Genomic DNA, 23684 nt, shown 5'->3' with positions numbered 1-23684 from the left:
GCCCCGGTCCCTGTGAATCAGCGCCCGGAGCACCTCGCGCCCCAGGACTTACGACATGATCCGGCCGTTGCGGAACAGGTCCACGAAGATCTGGTGGTCGGCGCGCGCCCGGGCCCCGTAGGCGTGGGCGAAGTCGACCAGCAGCTCCGGGAAGCCCTCCTCGTCGGCGGCGATCACCGCGTCGATCGCCCGCTCGGTGGAGAACGGCACCAGGGACTGCCCGCTCTCCGCCTCGTCGGCCGAGGCGTGCATGGTGGCCGTGGCCCGCCCGAGGTCCGCGACCACCGCCGCGATCTCCTCCGGGTCGTCCAGGTCCGACCAGTCGAGGTCCACCGCGTACGGGGAGACCTCCGCGACCAGCTGCCCGGCGCCGTCCAGCTCGGTCCAGCCCAGCCACGGGTCCGCGTGCGCCTGGAGGGCTCGCTGCGAGATCACCGTGCGGTGGCCCTCGTGCTGGAAGTACTCCCGGACCGCCCGGTCGGTGATGTGCCGGGACACCGCCGGGGTCTGCGCCTGCTTGAGGTAGATCACGACGTCGTTCTCCAGGGCGTCGCTGTGCCCCTCCAGCAGGATGTTGTACGAGGGCAGGCCCGCCGAGCCGATGCCTACGCCCCGGCGGCCCACCACGTCCTTGACCCGGTAGGAGTCCGGGCGCACCAGCGACTCCTCCGGCAGGGTTTCCAGGTACCCGTCGAAGGCGGCCAGCACCTTGTACCGGGTGGCCGCGTCCAGCTCGATCGCCCCTCCGTCCGAGGTGAAGCGGCGCTCGTGGTCGCGGATCTCCGTCATCGAGTCCAGCAGCGCGAAGCGGGTGCGCGAGCGTGCCGCCCGCAGGGCCCCCAGCAGGGCGCCGTCGGCGGTGTCCAGGGTGAAGGAGGGCACCTCCTCGTTCTTGGCGCCGGTCGCCAGCTGGTGGATCCGCTCCCGGTAGGCCGCCGCGTAGGTCCGCACGAGGGAGCCGATCTGCTCGTCGCTGAGCGCCTTGGTGTAGCCGATCAGGGCGACGGAGGCGGCGAAGCGCTTGAGGTCCCAGGTGAAGGGGCCCACGTACGCCTCGTCGAAGTCGTTCACGTTGAACACCAGCCGGCCGTTGGCGTCCATGTACGTGCCGAAGTTCTCGGCGTGCAGATCGCCGTGGATCCACACCCGGCCGGTGCGCTCGTCCAGGTAGGGGCCGCCGTGCCGGTCGCGCTCCAGGTCGGCGTAGAAGAGGCAGGCCGTACCCCGGTAGAAGGCGAAGGCCGAGGCCGCCATCTTCCGGAACTTGACCTGGAAGGCAGCGGGGTCGGCGGCGAGCAGCCGGCCGAATGCGGTGTCGAACACATCGAGTATCTGCTCGGCGCGCTGCTCGTCGGTGGTCTCGGTGACCGCCATGGCGGATGCCTCCTGGTGCAAGGGGTGGTACGGCTTCTGACCGACTGGACGCCGGACCGGTCTTCCCGGTTCTGCAACGCACGACCGTACCCGTCGGTGCCCGTGGTCTGTCACTCGCGGGACGTAGGATTCGTAGCTGCCGCCCCTCTCTCCTCAGGAGGCCCCCACCGTGTCCAAGACGCCGTTCACGCACCTGCACGTCCACACCCAGTACTCGCTGCTGGACGGTGCCGCGCGGCTGAAGGACATGTTCGCTGCCTGCAATGAAATGGGCATGACGCACATCGCCATGTCCGACCACGGCAACCTCCACGGGGCCTACGACTTCTTCCACACCGCGCAGAAGTCCGGGATCACCCCGATCATCGGCATCGAGGCGTACGTCGCCCCCGAGTCCCGGCGCAACAAGCGCCGCATCCAGTGGGGCCAGCCGCACCAGAAGCGCGACGACGTCTCCGGTTCCGGCGGTTACACCCACAAGACGATCTGGGCGGCGAACGCCACCGGCCTGCACAACCTCTTCCGGCTGTCCTCCGACGCGTACGCCGAGGGCTGGCTCACCAAGTGGCCGCGCATGGACAAGGAGACCATCTCCAAGTGGTCGGAGGGCCTGATCGCCTCCACCGGCTGCCCCTCCGGCGAGCTCCAGACGCGCCTTCGCCTCGGCCAGTTCGACGAGGCCCTGAAGTCGGCCTCCGAATACCAGGACATCTTCGGCAAGGACCGGTACTTCCTGGAGCTGATGGACCACGGCATCGAGATCGAGCGCCGGGTCCGCGACGGACTGCTGGAGATCGGCAAGAAGCTCGGCATCCCGCCGCTGGTGACGAACGACTCGCACTACACCTACGCGAGCGAGGCCGGCGCCCACGACGCACTGCTGTGCATCCAGACCGGCAAGAACCTCTCGGACCCGGACCGCTTCCGCTTCGACGGCACCGGCTACTACCTGAAGTCCACGGAGGAGATGTACGCCATCGACTCCTCGGACGCCTGGCAGGAGGGCTGCGCCAACACGAAGCTGGTCGCGGACCAGATCGACACCGAGGGCATGTTCAAGTTCCGGAACCTGATGCCGAAGTTCGACATCCCGGAGGGGCACACCGAGGTCAGCTGGTTCCGCGAGGAGACCATGCGCGGCATGCACCGCCGCTACCCCGGGGGCATCCCGGACGACCGGATGAAGCAGGCCGAGTACGAGATGGACACGATCATCTCGATGGGCTTCCCGGGCTACTTCCTCGTGGTCGCCGACTTCATCATGTGGGCCAAGAACCAGGGCATCGCGGTGGGCCCGGGCCGAGGCTCCGCGGCCGGCTCGATCGTCGCGTACGCCATGGGCATCACCGACCTCGACCCGCTCACCCACGGCCTGATCTTCGAGCGGTTCCTGAACCCCGAGCGCGTCTCCATGCCCGATGTCGACATCGACTTCGACGAGCGTCGGCGCGTCGAGGTGATCCGGTACGTGACGGAGAAGTACGGCCAGGACAAGGTGGCCATGATCGGCACCTACGGCACCATCAAGGCCAAGAACGCGATCAAGGACTCGGCCCGCGTGCTGGGCTACCCGTACGCCATGGGCGACCGGCTCACCAAGGCCATGCCCGCCGACGTCCTCGGCAAGGGCATCCCGCTCTCCGGCATCCTCGACCCCTCGCACCCCCGCTACGGCGAGGCCGGCGAGATCCGCGGGATGTACGAGAACGAGCCGGACGTGAAGAAGGTCATCGACACCGCCCGCGGTGTGGAGGGCCTGGTCCGCCAGATGGGCGTGCACGCCGCCGGCGTGATCATGTCCAGCGAGACGATCACCGACCACGTGCCCGTCTGGGTGCGGCACACGGACCAGGTGACCATCACCCAGTGGGACTACCCGAGCTGCGAGTCGCTCGGCCTGCTGAAGATGGACTTCCTCGGCCTGCGCAACCTCACGATCATGGACGACGCCGTCAAGATGGTGAAGGCCAACAAGGGGATCGACATCGATCTCCTGGCCCTGCCGCTCGACGACCCCAAGACCTTCGAACTGCTCGGCCGCGGTGACACCCTCGGCGTGTTCCAGTTCGACGGCGGGCCCATGCGCTCCCTGCTGCGCCTGATGAAGCCCGACAACTTCGAGGACATCTCCGCCGTCTCGGCCCTGTACCGGCCGGGCCCGATGGGCATGAACTCGCACACGAACTACGCCCTGCGCAAGAACAAGCAGCAGGAGATCACCCCGATCCACCCGGATCTGGAGAAGCCCCTCGAAGAGGTGCTCGCGGTCACCTACGGCCTGATCGTGTACCAGGAGCAGGTGCAGAAGGCCGCCCAGATCATCGCCGGGTACTCCCTCGGCGAGGCCGACATCCTGCGCCGCGTGATGGGCAAGAAGAAGCCCGAGGAGCTGGCGAAGAACTTCACCATCTTCCAGGAGGGCGCCCGCAAGAACGGGTATACCGACCAGGCCATCCAGGCCCTCTGGGACGTCCTGGTCCCCTTCGCCGGCTACGCCTTCAACAAGGCCCACTCGGCCGCGTACGGCCTGGTCTCCTACTGGACCGCGTACCTCAAGGCGAACTTCCCGGCCGAGTACATGGCGGGACTCCTCACCTCGGTCAAGGACGACAAGGACAAGTCCGCGATCTACCTGAACGAGTGCCGGCGCATGGGCATCAAGGTGCTCCCGCCGAACGTGAACGAGTCCGAGTCCAACTTCGCCGCCCAGGGCGACGACGTGATCCTCTTCGGCCTCACCGCCGTGCGCAACGTCGGACAGAACGTCGTCGACTCGATCATCAAGACCAGGAAGTCCAAGGGGAAGTTCTCCTCCTTCCCCGACTTCCTCGACAAGGTCGAGGCCGTAGTCTGCAACAAGCGCACCGTCGAGTCGCTGATCAAGGCCGGCGCCTACGACGAGATGGGCCACACCCGCAAGGGCCTGGTCGCCCACCACGAATCGATGATCGACAACGTGGTCGCGGTCAAGCGCAAGGAGGCCGAGGGACAGTTCGACCTGTTCGGCGGAATGGGTGACGAGGGCGGCGGCGACGAGCCCGGCTTCGGCCTCGACGTGGAGTTCTCCGACGTCGAGTGGGAGAAGTCCTACCTGCTCGCCCAGGAGCGCGAGATGCTCGGCCTCTACGTCTCCGACCACCCGCTCTTCGGCCTGGAGCACGTCCTGTCCGACAAGACGGACGCCGGGATCTCCCAGCTCACCGGCGGTGAGCACTCCGACGGCGCCGTCGTCACCATCGGCGGCATCATCTCGGGCCTCCAGCGCAAGATGACCAAGCAGGGCAACGCCTGGGCCATCGCCACCGTCGAGGACCTGGCCGGCTCCATCGAGTGCATGTTCTTCCCCGCGACCTACCAGCTCGTCTCCACCCAGCTGGTCGAGGACACCGTCGTCTTCGTCAAGGGCCGCCTCGACAAGCGCGAGGACGTCCCGCGCCTGGTCGCCATGGAGATGATGGTCCCCGACCTCTCCTCCGCCGGCACCAACGCCCCCGTCGTCCTCACCATCCCCACCGTCAAGGTCACCCCGCCGATGGTGACCCGACTGGGCGAGATCCTGCGCCACCACAAGGGCAACACCGAGGTGCGGATCAAGCTCCAGGGCCCGCGCACCACCACCGTGCTGCGCCTGGACCGGCACCGGGTCCAGCCCGACCCCGCCCTCTTCGGCGACCTCAAGGTGCTGCTCGGCCCCTCCTGCCTGGCCGGATAGCCCGCGCGGGTGCTTGCGCCCGCGTACGGGAGGGCCCCACCGGCGACGCTGCCGGTGGGGCCCTCCCGTCGTCCGCGCGCGGCGTCAGTTGTGGCCGAAGCGCTTCTGCTTGCTCTTGTGGGCCATGTCCAGCGGGCTCGGCGACTGCGACGAGCGCTCTTCCGGCGTGGCCTCGGCCGAACTCCGCTCCGGGGAGGACGAACGCTGTTGCTGCTTGGCGGGCTGCTTCTGGTTCTTGTTCTTGGCCATGGAATGCCTCCGTGGGGGGTGTAGGGGCCAGGGCCGCCTTCACACTCACACACCCCCACAAACCCCGCATTTTGGATCATTGTCATGCGCGTCGGGGGTCGCTTTCGAGGCCCCCTGAGAGATACGCCACGCCGATGATCGAGTTCCGGCCGTCAACACCCTTGCGGTCGGGCAGACTCGGGGAAAACCTGTCGAGGACCCCCACGGAAGAGGGTGGAACGCGTGGACCGCTGCGTCGTCCTGGTGGACGCCGGATACCTGCTGGGGGCCGCCGCGAGCCTCCTCGCCGGGGAACCCTCCCGCTCCCGCATCACCGTCGACCACTCCGCCCTCATCCAGGGCCTGCGCGAACGCGCCGAAGCCGACACCCAGCAGCCCCTGCTGCGGATCTACTGGTTCGACGGCGCCCCCGACCGCGTCCCCCAGCCCGAACACCGGCGGCTGCGCGTCATGCCCCGCGTGACCGTCCGGCTCGGTGCCCTGACCCGCAGCGACGGCCGCTGGGCGCAGAAGGGCGTCGACGCCGCCATGCACGCCGAACTCACCGAACTCGCCCGCAACCGGGCCTGCTCCGACGTGGTCCTCGTCACCGGCGACGGCGACCTCCTGCCCGGACTGATGTCCGCCAAGGAACACGGCGTCGCGGTCCACCTCTGGGCCGTACAGGCCGCCGACGGGGACTACAACCAGTCCGAGGACCTCGTCGCCGAGGCCGACGAGCGCCGCGTCCTCGACCGCACCTGGATCACCCGCGCCGTCCGCGCCCGCGACCTCGCCGGACTCTGCGCCCCGCCGCCCGCACCCCGCCCCGAGATCGCCGCGATCCTCTCCGCGCCCCTGCCCGAGGCCGCCCTCGCCGAGGCCGCCCGCAACGGCACCCCGGCCACCCCCGAGGCCCGCCCGAACGGAGCACCCGTACCGGCCCCCGCCACCGAGGGGGCCAAGCCCGTCCCCACCCCCAAGGACCTCGCCGCGCTCCGCGCCCCCGCCCCGGTCCCCGCCGCCGCACCGGCCGGCCACAGCGCCGCCGGCCCGGCCGGCAGCGCCCTGCGCTGGTCCTCCGACAAGGGCTGGATCGACCGCGCCGGCCCGCTCGGCGAACCGGCCGAGACCGCCTCGCTGCCCACCCTCGCCCAGCTCACCAGCGCCGAGCAGCGCTGGGCCGACCGCGAGGAGGACATCACCACTGTCGGCGGCGACCCCTTCGAGGTCGGCCAGGTTTTCGCCCGACGCTGGATGGAGCGCCTCCCGGAAGCCGCCCACCTGCAGAAACTCGCCACCATGTACCCCCGCGTCCCCCACCGCATCGACGGGGAGCTGCTGCGCTACGCCGCCCGGTTCGGGCTCCTCGCCCACAAGGACGACCAGATCGACGAGCACGACCGCTACGCCATCCGCGCCGGGTTCTGGAGGGAGATCGACGTGCGCGCCGCGGCCGAGCACGTGGGCGGGCCGGCGGCCGCCGTGCCCGGGGCGCCGATGACCCCGGCGGCCGAGTAGGGCCGGAAGCCGCGTAGGCTGCTCCCTCGTGAGTACGGGCACAGCACAGGCAGGAACGACCACGGCGGCGGCCGCCGGAGCCGCTTCGGACGTGGTCTGCGCGGTGCGTGACCTGGTCAAGACGTACCCCGCCGTACGCGGTCGGCGCGGGGCCCCCGCCCTGCCCGAGACCCGCGCCAACGACGGGATCACCCTGGACGTCCGGCGCGGCGAGGTCTTCGGCCTGCTCGGCCCCAACGGCGCCGGCAAGTCCACCCTGGTCCGCCAGCTCACCGGGCTGCTGCGGCCCGACTCCGGTTCCGTGACCATGCTCGGCCACGACCTCGTACGCCACCCCGAGCGGGCCTCCCGGCTGCTGGCCTACCTCGGACAGGAGTCCACCGCCCTCGACGAGCTCACCGTCGCGCTGGCCGCCGAGACCACGGGCCGGCTGCGCGGGCTCGGGGCGCGCGAGGCGCGGGCCGCACGGGACGACGTACTGGAGGAGCTCGGGCTCACCGGAATCGCCGCGCGCCCCCTCAAGAAGCTCTCCGGCGGACAGCGCCGGCTGGCCTGCTTCGCCGCCGCCCTGGTGGGGGAGCGGCCCGTCCTGGTCCTCGACGAGCCGACGACCGGCATGGACCCGGTGGCCCGGCGGGCCGTCTGGGAAGCCGTGGACCGCCGCCGCCTCGCCCGGGGGGCCACCGTCCTGCTCGTCACCCACAACGTCATCGAGGCCGAGACGGTCCTCGACCGGGTCGCCGTCGTCGACCAGGGCAAGGTCATCGCCTGCGACACCCCGGCCGGCCTCAAGACCCGGGTCTCCGACGAGGTCCGCCTGGAGCTGGTCTGGCGCAACGCCCCGCCGCTGGAGGTCCCCGAGGTCGCCGCGCTCGCCCCGAAGGCGGCCGAGTCCGGCCGCCGCTGGGTGCTGCGGCTGCCCCAGGACGAGGCCCGCGCGGCCGTCGCCGCCGTCACCGGAGGCCCGGCCTTCGCCTCCCTCGACGATTTCACGTTGGCCACGCCGAGCCTGGAGGACGTGTACCTCGCGCTGGGCGGCCGTATGAAGGGTCTGGTCAAGTCGTGACCACCGCTGCTGCCCCCGTCGGCGTCCTGGCTCCGAAGGCGCGGCTGTTCCCCGCCCTCGCCGCCGTCTACCGGGCCCAGCTGTCCCGCGCGCGGGTCGCCCGGATACCGCTCCTGTTCGTCGCCACCTTCCAGTCCGTCGGGATCATGATCCTGATGCGGGGCGTGGTCGACGGGGGCGGCGGCTCGGAGGCCCGCGCCGTCGTCGCCGGCTCCTCCGTCCTCGTCGTCGCCTTCGTCGCGCTGAACCTGCTCGCGCAGTACTTCGGGCAGCTGCGGGCCGGCGGCGGCCTCGACCACTACGCCACCCTGCCCGTGCCGCCCGCCTCGGTGGTGCTCGGGGCCGCCGCCGCGTACGCCTCCTTCACCCTGCCGGGAACGCTGGTCACGGCCGTCTTCGGCTGCGTGCTGTTCGGCCTGCCGATGGGCGGGCTGTGGATCCTCGCCGCCGTCGTCCCCCTGGCCGGGGCCGCGCTCGCCGGCCTCGGCGCCGCGCTGGGGCTGCTCGCGCCGCGCCAGGAACTGGCCACCCTGGCCGGACAGCTGGGCATGTCGGCGGCGCTGCTGCTGGGCGTGCTGCCCGCGGAGCGGATGCCGGAGGTCATCGTCTGGGCGCGGGACCTGCTGCCGTCCACGTACGGGGTCGAGGCCTTCGCGGAGACCTTCGCCCCGCACCCCGACTGGACGGCCGTCCTCCTCGACCTCGGAGTGTGCGCGGCCGTCGGAGTGCTGTCCCTGACCCTCGCCACCTGGGCGTACCGGCGGGCCGCGGTCCGCTGACGCGGGTCGCTGCCGCACCTGGCACGATGTGGGGGTGACCGAAGCCGTGACCCCGCAGCAGCAGCCGACCGTGCCCCCGCTCCCCGAGCCGGAGGCCGCCGTCACCCCGGCGGACATCCGCGACGCGGCCGCCGTCACCCTGGCGGTGGGCGTGTCCGGCGCGCTCCTCGGACTCCTGTGGACGTGGCTCGCGCCGCGCGTGCAGTACGTCTCCAACGGCGAGGCCGTCTTCCTGCGCAACACCGAGAGCGAGGCGCGGATCGGCGCCGACGGCACCTTCTTCCTGCTGGCCCTCGGGCTCGGGGTGCTCAGCGCGGTCGCGGTGTTCCTGTGGCGCCGGCACGGGGGCGTCCCGCTGGTGATCGGGCTGACCGTCGGGGCCTGCTTCGCCTCCCTCGTGGGGTGGCGGCTCGGGCTCTGGCTGAGCCCCGGCACCGACGTCCCGGCCGCCGCCGCCAAGGCGGGCAAGGGCGTACCGTTCGACGCGCCGCTACAGCTGCTCGCGTACGGGGTCCTGCTGGTGTGGCCGATGGCGGCCGTCGCCGTCCACCTGGCCCTGACGGCCCTGTGGGGCCCGCGCGACCCCGGCCCGAAGGACGCCTGGCCCCTGGAGGACGGCGCCTACCCGCCGCCCCACGTCCACGCGAAGCCCACCCCGGACACCGCTTAGGAACGGGCGATCGGGGCCAGCGTGGCTTCCGTGAGGGCCGCCAGGTCCGTGGGGGAGAGTTCGACCTCCAGGCCACGGCGGCCCGCCGAGACGCAGATGGTGGCGTGCCCCGCCGCCGAGGCGTCCAGCACCGTACGCAGCCGGCGCCGCTGCCCCAGCGGGGAGATGCCGCCCCGCACGTAGCCCGTGGTGCGCTCCGCCAGCGCCGGATCGGCCATCGCCGCCCGCTTCCCGCCCACCGCGCCCGCCAGCGCCTTCAGGTCCAGCGAGCCCGACACCGGCACCACCGCCACCGTCAGGGCCCCGTCCACGTCGGCGACCAGGGTCTTGAACACCTGCTCCGGGGAGACGCCCAGCGCCTCGGCCGCCTCCTCGCCGTACGAGGGGTGCGCGGGGTCGTGCTCGTAGGCGTGGGTGGTGAACGCCACGCCCGAGCTGGTGAGGGCGGTGATGGCCGGGGTGCCGGCCGACTGCGGCTTCTTCTTCGCCATGGCCTCAGTTCGGGCTCGTCGGGGTACGGGTCAGGTCCACCGCCGGCAGGGACGGCAGGTGGCGGATCACGGCCGTCTCGGTACGGAGCAGCTTCAGCTCCTCCGCGAGGCGCGTCGCCGTGTCCGGGGCCTGGAGCAGCCGCTGCTTCGACGGGGTGTCCAGCACGGCGGCGGCCGCCACCAGGTACGACACCACCGAGGGCTCGTCCGGCAGGTCCGGCGCCGAGGCCAGGGTCCGCTCACGGGCTCCCGCCAGCCGCTTCTGGTAGCCGCGGAAGGCCCGCAGCACCCCCTCGGACAGGGCGCCCGCGCCGTCGCCCGCGTCCTCCGCGAGCTCCTCCAGCTCCGCCACCAGGAACGGCCCCGACGCGTCGACCGACAGCAGCCGCACCCGGGTCGTGCCGGTGGCCAGCACCTCGAAGCTGCCGTCCTCCCGCTCCCGGATCGTCGCCGCGTCCGCGATGCAGCCCACCCGGTGGAACGCCTGGATCGGGTCGGAGCCGAACCCCGCCGCCGGGCCCTTCTCGGGCAGGGCGGTCTGGTCCGGCAGCCCGGGCGCGGTCGGGGCGACCTCCCGGCCGTCGCGGATCGCGACGACCGCGAACCGGCGCGGCTCGTCCTCCCCGGTCTTCAGCAGCTCGCGCATCATGGCGCGATACCGCTCCTCGAAGACGTTCAGAGGCAGCACGAGGCCCGGGAACAGCACCGAGTTCAGCGGGAAGAGGGGCAGGCGAACGGTGGTCACGAGGCACAGGGTAGTGGCCGGACGGCCCGGGCCGTCACCCGTTAACCCCGCCTCAGCAGCCGCGACGCGCCCGCAGCCACCGTCGTGGCCAGGATCCAGCCCAGCAGCACCAGCCCCGCCGAACCCCACTGCCAGCCGCCCTCCAGCTTCCACTGCCCCTGCTGGCCGAGATCGATCACCGGGAGCAGGAGGTCCAGCGCGTACAGCGCGGCGTCCCACCGCGGATGCTCGTCCGCCTTGATCGGCGCCGGCTCGTGCCGCAGGAACAGCAGGGTGCCCGCCGCCCACAGCACCGCCATCCACAGCGCCGCCCGCCCCGGCCGGTACCCGTACACCACCGTCCAGTCCTGGAGGTACCCCCATGCCCTCGCGGCCGGTGGCAGCGTCGCGCGGCGGCAGCGCTGCTTGGCCACCAGCACCTCGCGGGCGCCGGCGTCCTCCCCGCTCGCCCGCAGCACGGCGGCCAGCCGCTCGTACGGCTCGGGCGAGTACTCGGGGGTGGCCGCCTCCAGCCACTCCAGCCGGCGGGAGAGCGGGAAGTGCCCCCGGGGCGCGAGCTCCTCGTAGACGAAGCCCTCCATCGACACCCGGCCGCGCCCGGGCCAGCTCGTCGACCGGTCGACGAGCTTGACCACCTTCGCGCCGGAGACCACCACCCGGCCCAGATCCGGGGCCTCCCCGACGAACCGCAGCTCGGGCGTCTGGACCCGCCGCAGCGACACCTCCTGGTCCGCGCGCAGGTCGAAGCGGGCACCGTAGAAGTCGGCCGAGTCGCCGAACCGGCCGTCGTCCAGCCGCAGCCCGCCCCGGCACTCGAAGCGCTGCGCCGGCCCGCCCGTCGTCGGGGTCCGGCCCCAGTCGTACGGGTGCTCCGGGTCGCTCGTCGGGGAGGCCAGGCCGATGGACGTCAGGTACAGGGTCCGCTCGACGGTCAGCGTCGGGGCGTTCAGCGCCCGGCGGCCGCCGCGGTTGCTCAGCCGCGCCCCGCGCAGGCTCATCGAGGCGCCCACCTTCGCCCCGCGCAGGCTCACCTCGCCGTGCGTCTCCAGCATGTCCGCCTGGAGGTCCTGCGCCACCGCCAGTCCGTCCGCGGCGATGGCCCGGCCCCGGTTGTCCCGGTGGACCACCGTGCCGCTGAGCAGCAGGTCGGTGCCGATCTGCGCGTCGGTCAGCCGGATCCCGCGCGCCACCCGGCAGCGCGCCAGGTGCAGGTCGCCCTCGGTGTGCAGCCGGGCCCCCTCCAGCCGGGGTATCGCGCAGTCGGCCAGCCGGAGCGTGCCGAACCGGGTCTCGGACACCTGGACCTCGCCGTCGAAGCGGCACGCGCGGATCTCCACGTAAGGAGCCACCGCGGCACCGGACAGATCCAGCCGCCCGGTGATCTGCGCACCGCGCAGCTTCAGCCGCCCCACCCGTCCCGGGACCGGCGCGGGCCCGGCCAGCAGCAGGTGCGCCACCACCTCCGCCCGGACCCGGCGCCCGGGCCCCCAGGCCCGGCCCGAGTGCGGATCGTCCAGGTCGGCGTCTCGGGCTCCGAGGTCGCAGACGGTGCCCGTGCGGAAGGCCTCCCACATCCGCTGTTCGGCCCCGGTCAGGCCGTCCGGCCGTCCGTCCCCGTGCGCTTCGGTCATGGCAGCCCCCCGCTGTCATTTACGTGTACGAGAACGCTAAGGGGCGGCGGTGACGTCCGGGGCGTGTATCAGCCAGTGATACGGGCGGACGGCGGTGGGAGGCGGTCTGAGAGAATTGGGAGGTGATCTCTCGTATCGACCTGCGCGGTGACGCCCTCCCCGAGGGCGGCGCCCTGCGCGACCTGCTGCCCCGTGCCGAGTTCGACGTGGAAGCCGCCCTGGAGAAGGTGCGGCCCATCTGCGAGGACGTCCATCATCGCGGCACGGCGGCGCTGATCGAGTACGCGCAGAAGTTCGACGGGGTCGAACTCACGCAGGTCCGGGTGCCCGCGGAGGCCCTCAAGGCCGCCCTGGAGCAGCTGGACCCGGCCGTCCGCGCCGCCCTGGAGGAGTCCATCCGGCGCGCCCGGATCGTGCACCGCAACCAGCGCCGCACCGAGCACACCACCCAGGTGGTCCCCGGCGGCACCGTGACCGAGAAGTGGGTTCCGGTCGAGCGCGTGGGCCTGTACGCCCCCGGCGGCCGCTCCGTGTACCCGTCCTCCGTCGTGATGAACGTGGTCCCGGCCCAGGAGGCGGGCGTCGAGTCGATCGCGCTCGCGTCCCCGCCGCAGAAGCCCGCTTTCGAAGGTGATCCTGCCGGAGGCCTGCCGCACCCCACCATCCTGGCCGCGTGCGCGCTGCTCGGCGTGGACGAGGTGTACGCGGCCGGCGGTGCCCAGGCCGTCGCGATGTTCGCGTACGGCACGGACGAGTGCGCCCCCGCGAACATGGTGACCGGCCCCGGCAACATCTGGGTCGCCGCCGCCAAGCGCTACTTCACCGGGAAGATCGGCATCGACACCGAGGCCGGCCCCACCGAGATCGCGGTCCTCGCGGACTCCACCGCCGACCCCGTGCACGTCGCCGCCGACCTGATCAGCCAGGCCGAGCACGACCCGCTGGCCGCCGCCGTCCTCGTCACGGACTCCGCGGAGCTCGCGGAAGCCGTCGAGAAGGAGCTGGAGCCGCAGGTCGCCGCGACCAAGCACGTCGAGGACCGGATCAAGCCGGCGCTCGCGGGCAAGCAGTCCGCGATCGTGCTGGTCGACAGCCTGGAGGACGGCCTCAAGGTCGTCGACGCGTACGGCGCCGAGCACCTGGAGATCCAGACCGCCGACGCCTCCGCCTGGGCCGCCCGGGTCCGCAACGCCGGCGCGATCTTCGTCGGCCCCTGGGCGCCCGTCTCCCTCGGCGACTACTGCGCCGGCTCCAACCACGTCCTGCCCACCGGCGGCTGCGCCTGCCACTCCTCGGGCCTGTCCGTGCAGTCCTTCCTGCGCGGCATCCACATCGTCGACTACACGCGCGACGCCCTCGCCGAGGTCACCCACCACGTGGTGACGCTGGCCGAGGCCGAGGACCTGCCCGCGCACGGCGCGGCCCTCAAGGCCCGCTTCGGATGGAAGGTGCCGAACCAGTGACCGGTGACCCCTCCGTGTCCCCCTGGGACGAACTCCCCATCCGGGACGAGCTCCGCGGCAAGACGCCCTACGGCGCCCCGCAGCTCGACGTGCCCGTCCAGCTGAACACCAACGAGAACCCGTACGAGCTGCCCGAGCCGCTCGTACGGCGCATCGCCGAGCGCGTCGCCGACGCGGCCCGCACCCTCAACCGCTACCCCGACCGGGACGCGGTCGAGCTGCGCACCCAGCTGGCCGCCTACCTCACCCGTACGGGCAAGCACCCCGTCGCCAAGGAGAACGTCTGGGCCGCCAACGGCTCCAACGAGGTCCTCCAGCAGCTGCTCCAGACCTTCGGCGGCCCCGGGCGCACGGCCATCGGCTTCGAGCCCTCGTACTCGATGCACGCGCTCATCGCGCGCGGCACCGGCACGGGCTGGATCTCCGGGCCGCGCCGCGAGGACTTCACCATCGACGTGGCGGCGGCGGAGCGGGCCATCGCCGAGCACGCCCCCGACGTCGTCTTCATCACCTCGCCCAACAACCCCACGGGTACCGCGGTCGAGGCGGAGACGGTCCTCGCCCTCTACGCGGCGGCGCAGGCCGCCAAGCCCTCGATGGTCGTCGTGGACGAGGCCTACGTGGAGTTCTCCCACCGGGACTCCCTCCTCCCGCTGATCGAGGGCCGCCCCAACCTGGTGGTCTCCCGGACCATGTCCAAGGCCTTCGGCGCCGCGGGCCTGCGCCTGGGCTACCTGGCCGCGCACCCCGCCGTCGTCGACGCCGTGCAGCTCGTACGCCTGCCGTACCACCTGTCCGCCGTCACCCAGGCGACCGCGCTGGCCGCGCTGGAGCACACCGACACCCTGCTCGGCTACGTCGAGCAGCTCAAGGCCGAGCGGGACCGCCTCGTCACCGAGCTGCGGGCCATCGGCTACGAGGTAACCGAGTCCGACGCGAACTTCATCCAGTTCGGGAAGTTCGAGGACTCCCACACCGCCTGGCAGAAGATCCTCGACCAGGGAGTCCTGGTCCGGGACAACGGCGTACCGGGTTGGCTGCGGGTCACCGCCGGCACGCCGGCCGAGAACGACGCGTTCCTGGAAGCGGTTCGCGCACTGAAGAAGGAGCAGCAGGCATGAGCCGCATCGGACGGGTCGAGCGCACCACGAAGGAGACCACGGTCCTCGTCGAGATAGACCTCGACGGCACCGGCAAGGTCGACGTCTCGACGGGTGTCGGCTTCTACGACCACATGCTCGACCAGCTCGGCCGCCACGGCCTCTTCGACCTCACGGTCAAGACGGACGGCGACCTGCACATCGACAGCCACCACACCATCGAGGACACCGCCCTCGCGCTGGGCGCCGCCTTCAAGCAGGCCCTCGGCGACAAGGTGGGCATCTACCGCTTCGGCAACTGCACCGTCCCGCTGGACGAGTCCCTCGCCCAGGTGACCGTCGACCTGTCCGGCCGCCCCTACCTCGTGCACACCGAGCCCGAGAACATGGCGCCGATGATCGGCGAGTACGACACGACGATGACCCGGCACATCTTCGAGTCCTTCGTCGCGCAGGCCCAGATCGCCCTGCACATCCACGTCCCGTACGGCCGCAACGCCCACCACATCGTGGAGTGCCAGTTCAAGGCCCTCGCCCGGGCCCTGCGCTACGCCGCCGAGTTCGACCCGCGCGCCGCCGGCATCCTGCCCTCCACGAAGGGCGCCCTCTAGCCGTGAACGGCCTGAACACCATCCTGATCGTCCTCGGCCTGTTCCTGGCCGGGGGCGTCTACTCCTTCCAGAAGCAGAAGATGCCGAAATCGGTGATCATTCTGCTCGCCCTCGGCTCCGTGATGTGTCTGGCAGCGGGAGTCCTGCGAATCCAAGGAATCTGGGAATGAGCGCCAAGAAGAACGTCGTCGTCTTCGACTACGGCTTCGGCAACATCCGTTCCGCCGAGCGCGCCCTCGCGCGCGTCGGCGCGGACGTCGAGATCACCCGCGACTACGACAAGGCCATGGACGCCGACGGGCTCCTCGTCCCCGGTGTCGGTGCCTTCTCCGCCTGCATGCAGGGCCTCAAGGACGCGCGCGGCGACTGGATCATCGGCCGCCGGCTGTCCGGCGGGCGGCCCGTCATGGGCATCTGCGTCGGCATGCAGATCCTCTTCGAGCGCGGCATCGAGCACGGGGTGGAGACCGAAGGCCTCGACGAGTGGCCCGGCACCGTCGGCCCGCTGAAGGCCCCCGTCGTCCCGCACATGGGCTGGAACACCGTCGAGGCCCCGGCCGACAGCCAGGCCTTCGCCGGGCTGGACGCCGACGCCCGCTTCTACTTCGTGCACTCCTACGCGGCCCACGACTGGACGCTGGAGGTCACCAACCCCCGGATCAGGGGTCCCAGGGTCACCTGGGCCACCCACGGCGAGCGGTTCGTCGCGGCGGTGGAGAACGGGGCCCTGTGGGCCACCCAGTTCCACCCCGAGAAGTCCGGCGACGCCGGAGCCCAGCTCCTCACCAACTGGATCGAGACCCTCTGATGCCGAACACGCTTGAACTGCTCCCCGCGGTCGACGTCCGCGACGGCCAGGCCGTACGCCTCGTGCACGGCGTGTCCGGCAGCGAGACCTCCTACGGCTCCCCGCTGGAGGCGGCCCTCGCCTGGCAGGCCTCCGGCGCCGAGTGGCTGCACCTCGTCGACCTGGACGCGGCCTTCGGCACCGGCGACAACCGGTCCCTGGTCGCCGAGATCACCCGCGCCATGGACATCAAGGTCGAGCTGTCCGGCGGCATCCGCGACGACTCCACGCTCGCCGCGGCCCTCGCCACCGGCTGCACCCGCGTCAACCTCGGCACCGCCGCCCTGGAGACCCCCGAGTGGGCCGCCAAGGCCATCGCCGAGCACGGCGACAGGATCGCCATCGGCCTCGACGTCACCGGCACCACCCTCAAGGGCCGCGGCTGGACCAGCGAGGGCGGAGACCTCTACGAGACCCTCGCCCGCCTGGACTCCGAGGGCTGCGCCCGCTACGTCGTCACCGACATCGGCAAGGACGGCACGCTGACCGGCCCCAACCTGGAGCTGCTGCGCAACGTCTGCGCCGCCACCGACCGGCCCGTCGTCGCCTCCGGCGGCGTGTCCTCCCTGGACGACCTGCGGGCCCTGTCCGAGCTGGTCCCCCAGGGCGTCGAGGGCGCCATCGTCGGCAAGGCCCTGTACGCCAAGGCCTTCACCCTGGAAGAGGCCCTGGAGGCGGTGCGCGCATGAGCACCTCCGACGTGCGCCGGATCTCCTCCGGCGGCCCCTACGAGGACGTGATCGGCTACTCCCGCGCCGTGGCCCTCCCCAACGGCCTGGTGCTGGTCTCCGGCTGCACCGCGGCCGAGGCGGGCGGCCCGTACGACCAGACGCTCAAGGCCTTCGAGGTCGCCTTCAAGGCGCTCGCCGAGGCCGGCCTGGGCGCCGAGGACGTGGTCCGCACCCGGCTGTACCTCACGCACGCCCGGGACGTGGACGAGGTGGGCCGCGCCCACAAGGCCCTCTTCGACGCCGTCCGCCCCGCCGCCTCCATGATCATCGTTTCCGGCTTCGTCGACCCGAACATGGTCGTCGAGGTGGAGGTCGAGGCGTACAAGGAGGTCGCGCGATGACCCTCGCCGTACGAGTGATCCCCTGCCTGGACGTGGACAACGGCCGGGTCGTCAAGGGCGTCAACTTCCAGAACCTGCGCGACGCCGGCGACCCGGTGGAGATGGCCAAGCTGTACGACGCCGAGGGCGCCGACGAGCTGACCTTCCTGGACATCACCGCCTCCTCCGGCAACCGCGAGACCACCTACGACGTGGTCCGGCGCACCGCCGAACAGGTGTTCATCCCGCTCACGGTGGGCGGCGGCGTCCGCACCGCCGACGACGTCGACAAGCTGCTCCGGGCCGGCGCCGACAAGGTGGGCGTCAACACCGCCGCCATCGCCCGGCCCGAGCTGATCCAGGAGATCGCCGAGCGCTTCGGCCGCCAGGTCCTCGTGCTGTCGGTCGACGCCCGCCGCACCGAGACCGGCTCCTTCGAGGTCACCACCCACGGCGGCCGCCGTGGCACCGGCATCGACGCCGTCGAGTGGGCGCACCGCGCGGCCGAACTGGGCGCCGGGGAGATCCTGTTGAACTCCATGGACGCCGACGGCACCAAGGACGGCTACGACACCGAGATGATCGCGGCCGTGCGCGCGCACGTCACCGTCCCCGTGATCGCCTCGGGCGGCGCCGGCAAGCTGGAGCACTTCGCCCCCGCCATCGGCGCGGGGGCCGACGCGGTCCTCGCCGCCTCGGTGTTCCACTTCGGCGACCTGCGGATCTCCGAGGTCAAGTCGGCCCTCCGCGAAGCCGGCCACCCGGTCCGCTGAGCAGTGGCCGGTTCCGGCCGCCCCGCGCGGGGCGGCCGGAACCGGACCTCAGATGCCCAGCTGGGCCACCGTCAGCTTCGCGACGGCCTCCTTCTCGCCGTCCAGCTCCACCGCGGCCGAGTTCTGCCGGCCGAAGCAGAACAGCGTCAGCTCACCGGGCTCCCCGGTCACCGTCACGACCGGAACGCCCTTGTGCGCCACCGCCGTGCGCCCGTCCGGGCGGCGCAGCACCAGGCCCACCGGCGAGCGGCGTCCCGTCAGCCGGGCCAGCTTCTCCAGCCGGGACCAGAGGGCGTCCGAGAACACCGGGTCCAGCGTCCGCGGCGACCAGTCCGGCTGGGCGCGCCGCACGTCCTCCGCGTGGACGTAGAACTCCACGGCGTTCGCCGCCTCGTCGATCTGCTTCAGCGCGTACACGGACAGCTTCGGCGGGCCGGTGCGGATCAGCTGGATGAGCTCCTCGTACGGCTTGGCCGTGTACTCGGCCATCGCCCGGTCGAGGCGGTCCTTCAGCACGTTCAGCAGCAGCCCGCCCGCCGCGTCCGGGCGGCGCTCGCGCACCACCACGTGCGCCGCCAGCTCCCGGCAGGTCCAGCCGTCGCACAGCGTCGGCGCCTCCGGTCCCGCCGCCTCCAAAAGGTCCGCCAGCAGCAGGCGTTCACGCTTCGCATGGGTAGACATGCGGGCCAGCCTACGGCCGCGGCCCGCCGCCCGGCTGCTCATCAGGCGGACGGTGATCCGTAACGGGTCCTTCCGCGCGGCACAATGGGGCGCATGAGTACGTCCTCCCTCGACCCCGCCGTCGCCGCCCGCCTCAAGCGCTCCGCGGACGGCCTGGTTCCGGCCATCGCCCAGCAGTACGACACCGGTGAGGTGCTCATGCTCGGCTGGATGGACGACGAGGCCCTGCACCGCACCCTCACCACCGGCCGCTGCACCTACTGGTCCCGCAGCAGGCAGGAGTACTGGGTCAAGGGGGACACCTCCGGCCACTTCCAGTACGTGAAGTCCGTCGCCCTCGACTGCGACGCGGACACCGTGCTCGTCAAGGTCGACCAGGTCGGTGCCGCCTGCCACACGGGTGCCCGCACCTGCTTCGACGACGATGTCCTTTTCAGTGATGCCAAATAGCCAGTTAGGGCCCCATCCCATGGATCTCGAGACGTTCCGCAAGCTCGCGGCCGACCGCCGCGTCATCCCCGTGAGCCGCCGGCTTCTCGCCGACGGGGACACACCCGTCGGGCTCTACCGGAAGCTGGCCGCCGAACGCCCCGGCACCTTCCTGCTGGAATCCGCCGAGAACGGCCGTTCCTGGTCCCGCTACTCCTTCGTCGGCGTCCGCAGCGACTCCACCCTCACCGTCAAGGACGGCCAGGCGCACTGGATCGGCACCCCGCCCGTATGCGTCCCCACGGAGGGCGACCCCCTGGACGCGCTGCGCGCCACCGTCGAGGCCCTGCACACTCCCCGCGACCTCGCGGGCGGCATGCCGCCCTTCACCGGCGGCATGGTGGGCTACCTGGGCTACGACATCGTCCGCCGGCTGGAGCGCATCGGCGACCACACCGAGGACGACCTGCAGCTCCCCGAGCTGACCATGCTCCTCACCTCCGACCTGGCGGTCCTCGACCACTGGGACGGCACGGTCCAGCTGATCGCCAACGCGATCAACCACAACGACCTGGACTCCGGGGTCGACGAGGCCTACGCCGACGCCGTAGCCCGGCTCGACGCCATGGAGGCCGACCTCGGGCGGCCCGCGCCGTACGCCCCGGCCCCGCTGCCCGCCTCGGAGCTGCCGGAGTTCTCCGCGCTGTGGGGCGGCGAGAAGTACCAGGCCGCCGTGGAGGACGTGAAGGAGCGCATCCGGGCCGGCGAGGCCTTCCAGGTGGTGCCCTCGCAGCGGTTCGAGACCCCCTGCCGGGCCTCCGCGCTGGACGTCTACCGGGTGCTGCGGGCCACCAACCCGTCCCCGTACATGTACCTCTTCCGCTTCGAGAACGGCTTCGACGTGGTCGGGTCCAGCCCCGAGGCGCTGGTCAAGGTCGAGGACGGCCGGGCCATGGTCCACCCGATCGCGGGCACCCGGCACCGGGGCGCGACCCCGCAGGAGGACAACGACCTCGCCGAGGAGCTGCTGGCCGACCCCAAGGAGCGCGCCGAGCACCTCATGCTCGTCGACCTGGGCCGCAACGACCTGGGCCGGGTCTGCGAGCCGGGCTCCGTCGAGGTCGTCGACTTCATGAGCATCGAGCGCTACTCGCACGTCATGCACATCGTCTCCACCGTCACCGGCCGGGTCGCCGAGGGCAGGACCGCCTTCGACGTGCTCACCGCCTGCTTCCCCGCCGGCACCCTCTCCGGCGCGCCCAAGCCGCGCGCCATGCAGATCATCGAGGAGCTGGAGCCCTCCCGGCGCGGCCTCTACGGCGGCTGCGTCGGCTACCTCGACTTCGCGGGGGACTCCGACACGGCCATCGCCATCCGCACCGCGCTGCTGCGCGACGGCACGGCGTACGTGCAGGCCGGGGCGGGCGTGGTCGCGGACTCGGTGCCCGAGATGGAGGACCTCGAGTGCCGCAACAAGGCGGCGGCCGTGCTCCGCGCCGTGGGAGCGGCGAACCGCCTCCACCGCGCCTGAGGCCGTAAGGGATAGTGGGGTACGTGAGTGCCGTACCCCACCCCCACAGCGAGGCCGAGGCCCCCGAGAGCAGCACCGGCCGCCGCACGGTGGCCGTCGCCCTGCTGCTCGGCGCGCTCGGCGCCACCGTCGTCCTGCTCGCCTCCGGTCGCACCTGGGCCCGGGGCAGTGCCTCCATCGGGGGCGGGACCCTGCCCCTGACCGCGGACGGGCGGGCCGTCACGGGCCTTCCGGCGGCCCTGGCCATCGTCGGCCTCGCGGCCCTGGTCGCCGTGTTCGCCGTACGGGGCCGGGGGCGGCTGCTGGTCTCCGGGCTGCTCGCGCTGAGCGGCCTGGGCGCGGCCCTGGCCGCGGTGGCCGCCGCCGACGACCGGCGCGCGCTGGACGAGCGGGCCGCCACGGCGACGGCCGACACCGCCGCCCGGGTGGTGGAGCTGTCCCATACGGCGTGGCCGTACGTCACCGCCTCCGGGGCTGCCCTGATCCTGCTCGCGGGACTGCTCGCGCTGCGGTTCGGCAGCGGCTGGCCCGCGATGGGAGGCCGCTACGAGCGCGACGGGAGGCCCCGCGGGCGCACCCCGGCCCCGGTGGACCCGGACCGGCCGGAGGACCTGTGGAAGGCGCTGGACCGCGGCGAGGACCCCACCCGCTAGACCGGCCGCCGGAGATCGCCACCCACTGGAGAATCCGGCGGCGTCGTGCGGGACAATGACAGCGAGCGTGCGGCACCGCACGCGAGACAGAGCAACGAGGAGCAACTCATGGCGGGCACGAGCCACGGACACACCCCGGCCGCCTGGACCGGTGTCGTCATCGCCTTCATCGGTTTCTGCGTATCCGGCGCCTTCATGGTGCTGGCGAACCCGCTCGGGTTCTGGGCGGGCCTGGTCGTCGTCGCGCTCGGCGGTGTGGTCGGCATGGCGATGCGGGCCGCCGGCATGGGCGCGCCCAAGGCCGCCCACCGCGACCTCGCCGAGGTCATCGCCGCCAACCGGGTTCCCGCCAAGGTCTGAGCGCGATCCCGCGGGTCTGCCGGTCCGCTGTTCGAAAGGCGCGGCCCCGTCGGGCTGCGCCTTTTGTCATGAGCGGAGAGAATCAGCGGGTGGACGCCTCTCGTACCGACGCCCCGCAGACGGGCCCCCGGGAGCCGCTGCCGTCCGACCGGGCGCCCGTAGGGGCCTCCGGGGCCCGGCGGCGGGCCGCACCCGTACTGACCCTGGCGGGGGCCGTGGCGGCTTTCGCGTACGTGGGCGCCGTGGACCCCAACGAACCCGGGCACTATCCGGTCTGCCCGCTGTTCCGGCTGACCGGGGTGCTGTGCCCCGGCTGCGGCGGGCTGCGCAGTGCGCACGCCTTCGCCACCGGAGACCTGGCGGCCGCCGTGGGCGCCAATGCGGTGGCGGTGGCCGGCTACCTCGTCTTCGCCGCCTTCACGGCCCTGTGGCTGCTGCGGGCCGTCCGCGGCGGCCCGGTCCCCCGGATCGCCCTGCGGCCGGCCTGGTGGTGGGGCGTGGGGGCCGTGGTGCTGGCTTTCTCGATTGTCCGGAACCTCCCATTCGGCTCCGCCTTGGCCCCCTGACCCCGGCGGAAGCCTGGCGGGAACCACGGGAAGGCCATGTTCCGAATGTCCAGTCCCTGGGAAACCGGGAAGTCCGTGCGGAGGCCCCGGCGGCCTGCGGATACCATTTGAGTGCTGACCTTGCAGTGGAACGTGTCTGCAAGGCGGCCGACCGTCATCAACCCGGAAGGGGGCCGCTCGCGTGAGTGTGCTCGACGAGATCATCGAAGGGGTCCGCGAAGACCTTGCCGAACGGCAGGCCCGCGTGAGCCTCGACGAGCTCAAGGAGCGTGCCGCCAAGGCGCCCCAGGCCAAGGACGGCGTCGCCGCCCTGCGTGGCGACGGCGTCAAGGTGATCTGCGAGGTCAAGCGCTCCAGCCCCTCCAAGGGCGCGCTGGCCGCGATCGCGGATCCGGCCGGGCTCGCCGCCGACTACGAGGCCGGCGGGGCGGCGGTCATCTCCGTCCTCACCGAGCAGCGCCGCTTCGGCGGCTCGCTCGCCGACCTGGAGGCCGTCCGCGCCCGCGTGGACATCCCGATCCTGCGCAAGGACTTCATCGTCACGGCGTACCAGCTGTGGGAGGCCCGCGCCTACGGCGCCGACCTCGTGCTGCTGATCGTCGCCGCCCTGGATCAGGAGGCCCTGGTCTCCCTCATCGAGCGGGCCGAGTCCATCGGTCTCACCCCGCTCGTCGAGGTGCACGACGAGGAGGAGATCGAGCGTGCCGTCGCCGCCGGCGCCAAGATCATCGGCGTCAACGCGCGCAACCTGAAGGACCTCAAGGTCGACCGCTCCACCTTCGAGCGGGTCGTCGGAGAGATCCCGCCCCACATCGTGAAGGTCGCCGAGTCCGGCATCCGCGGACCGCACGACCTGATCGCCTACGCCAACGAGGGCGCCGACGCGGTCCTCGTCGGAGAGTCCCTGGTCACCGGCCGCGACCCGAAGGCGGCCGTGGCCGACCTCGTCGCCGCCGGCGCCCACCCCGCCCTGCGTCACGGGCGGAGCTGACCACTCCCATGCCTCCCGCCTCCTCCTCCGTCCGCACCCGCCCGGGCCACGGCCCGGCCGGCGTGCCGACGGCGCACGCGCCGCTGGCGCGCGGCTGCCGCCCCCGCGGCTGCCGCGCCCCGGCCCGCCGCGTGCACGGCAGGCGGGTGCGCTACGTGATCGGGTCCGAGCCCGGACAGGTCAACGGCATGCGATGGCGCGGCGCGGTCGCGCCGTGACAGCGGCCCTCCCGGCCCGGTACCCCTGACGTACCGGGCACGGACGGCTGCGTACGGCCCCGCCCGTTCGTGGGCGCGGGCCGGCGCGTCCCTGCTCCGCCCACCCCTCAGCGGGGTGCGCGGGCCGTGGACCGGCGGCGCAATACGGTGCATCCAGCCCGCGTCGAGCGAAGCCTCGCATTCCGTACCCGTA

26 protein-coding genes are annotated in these 23684 nt (G+C 72.3%); 20 read left to right on the top strand and 6 right to left on the bottom strand.

Annotated features, from left to right (window positions below):
* Nucleotides 1-48: 48 nt before the first annotated feature.
* Nucleotides 49-1374, bottom strand: coding sequence for a DUF2252 domain-containing protein (locus ACZ597_RS12880; RefSeq protein ID WP_471328422.1), 1326 nt, complete (start codon nt 1372-1374; stop codon nt 49-51).
* Between the two features lie 169 nt (nt 1375-1543).
* On the opposite strand from ACZ597_RS12880, the gene dnaE reads away from it, so the two are divergent.
* Nucleotides 1544-5086, top strand: coding sequence for a DNA polymerase III subunit alpha (gene dnaE / locus ACZ597_RS12875; RefSeq protein WP_471328420.1), 3543 nt, complete (start codon nt 1544-1546; stop codon nt 5084-5086).
* A gap of 84 nt (nt 5087-5170) precedes the next feature.
* Here dnaE and ACZ597_RS12870 read toward each other — a convergent pair whose 3' ends face one another.
* Complete coding sequence (locus ACZ597_RS12870; RefSeq protein ID WP_471328418.1) at nt 5171-5335, bottom strand: hypothetical protein; 165 nt, start codon at nt 5333-5335, stop codon at nt 5171-5173.
* A gap of 213 nt (nt 5336-5548) precedes the next feature.
* Here ACZ597_RS12870 and ACZ597_RS12865 point away from each other — a divergent pair, with 213 nt between their 5' ends.
* The 4 genes from ACZ597_RS12865 to ACZ597_RS12850 are packed head-to-tail and all read left to right on the top strand — an operon-like array spanning nt 5549 to nt 9350.
* Nucleotides 5549-6835: an NYN domain-containing protein gene (locus ACZ597_RS12865; RefSeq protein WP_471328416.1), complete on the top strand. Its 1287-nt coding sequence runs from the start codon at nt 5549-5551 to the stop codon at nt 6833-6835.
* 28 nt (nt 6836-6863) lie between these two features.
* The gene (locus ACZ597_RS12860) at nt 6864-7901 is read left to right on the top strand and encodes an ABC transporter ATP-binding protein (RefSeq protein ID WP_471328414.1); all 1038 of its coding nucleotides are present in this window, start codon (nt 6864-6866) and stop codon (nt 7899-7901) included.
* Nucleotides 7898-8680 (top strand): ABC transporter permease, encoded by a 783-nt coding sequence (locus tag ACZ597_RS12855; RefSeq protein ID WP_471328412.1) that lies wholly within the window; start codon nt 7898-7900, stop codon nt 8678-8680. The genes ACZ597_RS12860 and ACZ597_RS12855 overlap by 4 nt, the downstream gene beginning before the upstream one ends.
* A 34-nt stretch (nt 8681-8714) precedes the next feature.
* Nucleotides 8715-9350, top strand: coding sequence for a hypothetical protein (locus tag ACZ597_RS12850; protein ID WP_471328410.1), 636 nt, complete (start codon nt 8715-8717; stop codon nt 9348-9350).
* Here the strand turns inward: ACZ597_RS12850 and ybaK are convergent.
* From ybaK to ACZ597_RS12835, 3 genes are read right to left on the bottom strand one after another with little or no spacing between them, the layout of a single operon-like run.
* Nucleotides 9347-9841 (bottom strand): Cys-tRNA(Pro) deacylase, encoded by a 495-nt coding sequence (gene ybaK, locus ACZ597_RS12845; protein WP_471328408.1) that lies wholly within the window; start codon nt 9839-9841, stop codon nt 9347-9349. The genes ACZ597_RS12850 and ybaK overlap by 4 nt on opposite strands.
* A 4-nt stretch (nt 9842-9845) precedes the next feature.
* Entirely contained in the window at nt 9846-10586 is a 741-nt protein-coding gene (locus tag ACZ597_RS12840) for an LON peptidase substrate-binding domain-containing protein (RefSeq protein ID WP_471328406.1), read from the bottom strand.
* Between the two features lie 41 nt (nt 10587-10627).
* A complete protein-coding gene (locus ACZ597_RS12835) occupies nt 10628-12217 on the bottom strand; it encodes an oxidoreductase (RefSeq protein ID WP_471328404.1) in 1590 nt (529 codons plus the stop codon).
* Between the two features lie 122 nt (nt 12218-12339).
* Between ACZ597_RS12835 and hisD the strand changes: the two genes are divergently transcribed.
* From hisD to hisF, 8 genes are read left to right on the top strand one after another with little or no spacing between them, the layout of a single operon-like run.
* The gene (gene hisD / locus ACZ597_RS12830) at nt 12340-13680 is read left to right on the top strand and encodes a histidinol dehydrogenase (protein WP_471328402.1); all 1341 of its coding nucleotides are present in this window, start codon (nt 12340-12342) and stop codon (nt 13678-13680) included.
* Complete coding sequence (locus ACZ597_RS12825; protein WP_471328400.1) at nt 13677-14801, top strand: histidinol-phosphate transaminase; 1125 nt, start codon at nt 13677-13679, stop codon at nt 14799-14801. The genes hisD and ACZ597_RS12825 overlap by 4 nt, the downstream gene beginning before the upstream one ends.
* Nucleotides 14798-15391: an imidazoleglycerol-phosphate dehydratase HisB gene (hisB, locus tag ACZ597_RS12820; RefSeq protein ID WP_007263577.1), complete on the top strand. Its 594-nt coding sequence runs from the start codon at nt 14798-14800 to the stop codon at nt 15389-15391. Before ACZ597_RS12825 ends, hisB begins: the two co-directional genes overlap by 4 nt.
* Before the next feature lie 2 nt (nt 15392-15393).
* Nucleotides 15394-15561: a hypothetical protein gene (locus ACZ597_RS12815; RefSeq protein WP_266838544.1), complete on the top strand. Its 168-nt coding sequence runs from the start codon at nt 15394-15396 to the stop codon at nt 15559-15561.
* Nucleotides 15558-16199 (top strand): imidazole glycerol phosphate synthase subunit HisH, encoded by a 642-nt coding sequence (hisH, locus tag ACZ597_RS12810; RefSeq protein ID WP_471328398.1) that lies wholly within the window; start codon nt 15558-15560, stop codon nt 16197-16199. Before ACZ597_RS12815 ends, hisH begins: the two co-directional genes overlap by 4 nt.
* Entirely contained in the window at nt 16199-16927 is a 729-nt protein-coding gene (priA, locus tag ACZ597_RS12805) for a bifunctional 1-(5-phosphoribosyl)-5-((5-phosphoribosylamino)methylideneamino)imidazole-4-carboxamide isomerase/phosphoribosylanthranilate isomerase PriA (RefSeq protein ID WP_471328396.1), read from the top strand. The genes hisH and priA overlap by 1 nt, the downstream gene beginning before the upstream one ends.
* Nucleotides 16924-17310: a RidA family protein gene (locus tag ACZ597_RS12800; protein WP_471328394.1), complete on the top strand. Its 387-nt coding sequence runs from the start codon at nt 16924-16926 to the stop codon at nt 17308-17310. Before priA ends, ACZ597_RS12800 begins: the two co-directional genes overlap by 4 nt.
* A complete protein-coding gene (hisF, locus tag ACZ597_RS12795) occupies nt 17307-18062 on the top strand; it encodes an imidazole glycerol phosphate synthase subunit HisF (protein ID WP_471328393.1) in 756 nt (251 codons plus the stop codon). Before ACZ597_RS12800 ends, hisF begins: the two co-directional genes overlap by 4 nt.
* A 48-nt stretch (nt 18063-18110) precedes the next feature.
* Here the strand turns inward: hisF and ACZ597_RS12790 are convergent, their stop codons facing one another.
* Complete coding sequence (locus tag ACZ597_RS12790) at nt 18111-18743, bottom strand: TIGR03085 family metal-binding protein (RefSeq protein WP_471328392.1); 633 nt, start codon at nt 18741-18743, stop codon at nt 18111-18113.
* Nucleotides 18744-18827: 84 nt separating this feature from the next.
* Here ACZ597_RS12790 and hisI point away from each other — a divergent pair, with 84 nt between their 5' ends.
* The 7 genes from hisI (at nt 18828) to trpM (ending at nt 23491) form a co-directional block, all read left to right on the top strand.
* Nucleotides 18828-19193: a phosphoribosyl-AMP cyclohydrolase gene (gene hisI / locus ACZ597_RS12785; RefSeq protein ID WP_471328389.1), complete on the top strand. Its 366-nt coding sequence runs from the start codon at nt 18828-18830 to the stop codon at nt 19191-19193.
* A gap of 19 nt (nt 19194-19212) precedes the next feature.
* Nucleotides 19213-20703, top strand: coding sequence for an anthranilate synthase component I (locus tag ACZ597_RS12780; protein WP_471328387.1), 1491 nt, complete (start codon nt 19213-19215; stop codon nt 20701-20703).
* 14 nt (nt 20704-20717) lie between these two features.
* Entirely contained in the window at nt 20718-21356 is a 639-nt protein-coding gene (locus tag ACZ597_RS12775; RefSeq protein WP_471328385.1) for a TIGR02234 family membrane protein, read from the top strand.
* A 108-nt stretch (nt 21357-21464) separates the two neighbouring features.
* The gene (locus tag ACZ597_RS12770) at nt 21465-21716 is read left to right on the top strand and encodes an HGxxPAAW family protein (RefSeq protein ID WP_362472489.1); all 252 of its coding nucleotides are present in this window, start codon (nt 21465-21467) and stop codon (nt 21714-21716) included.
* A gap of 68 nt (nt 21717-21784) precedes the next feature.
* Nucleotides 21785-22282: a DUF2752 domain-containing protein gene (locus ACZ597_RS12765; protein ID WP_471328383.1), complete on the top strand. Its 498-nt coding sequence runs from the start codon at nt 21785-21787 to the stop codon at nt 22280-22282.
* Nucleotides 22283-22463: 181 nt separating this feature from the next.
* Nucleotides 22464-23273 (top strand): indole-3-glycerol phosphate synthase TrpC, encoded by an 810-nt coding sequence (gene trpC, locus ACZ597_RS12760; protein WP_045950211.1) that lies wholly within the window; start codon nt 22464-22466, stop codon nt 23271-23273.
* Nucleotides 23274-23281: 8 nt separating this feature from the next.
* Nucleotides 23282-23491 (top strand): tryptophan biosynthesis modulator TrpM, encoded by a 210-nt coding sequence (trpM, locus tag ACZ597_RS12755; RefSeq protein ID WP_471328381.1) that lies wholly within the window; start codon nt 23282-23284, stop codon nt 23489-23491.
* The last annotated feature ends 193 nt before the right edge of the window (nt 23492-23684 follow it).

The organism is Streptomyces sp. NPDC040718, from assembly GCF_055593565.1.
The sequence above is the reverse complement of the archived record's forward strand: the minus strand, read 5'-3'. Positions and strand labels throughout refer to the sequence as shown.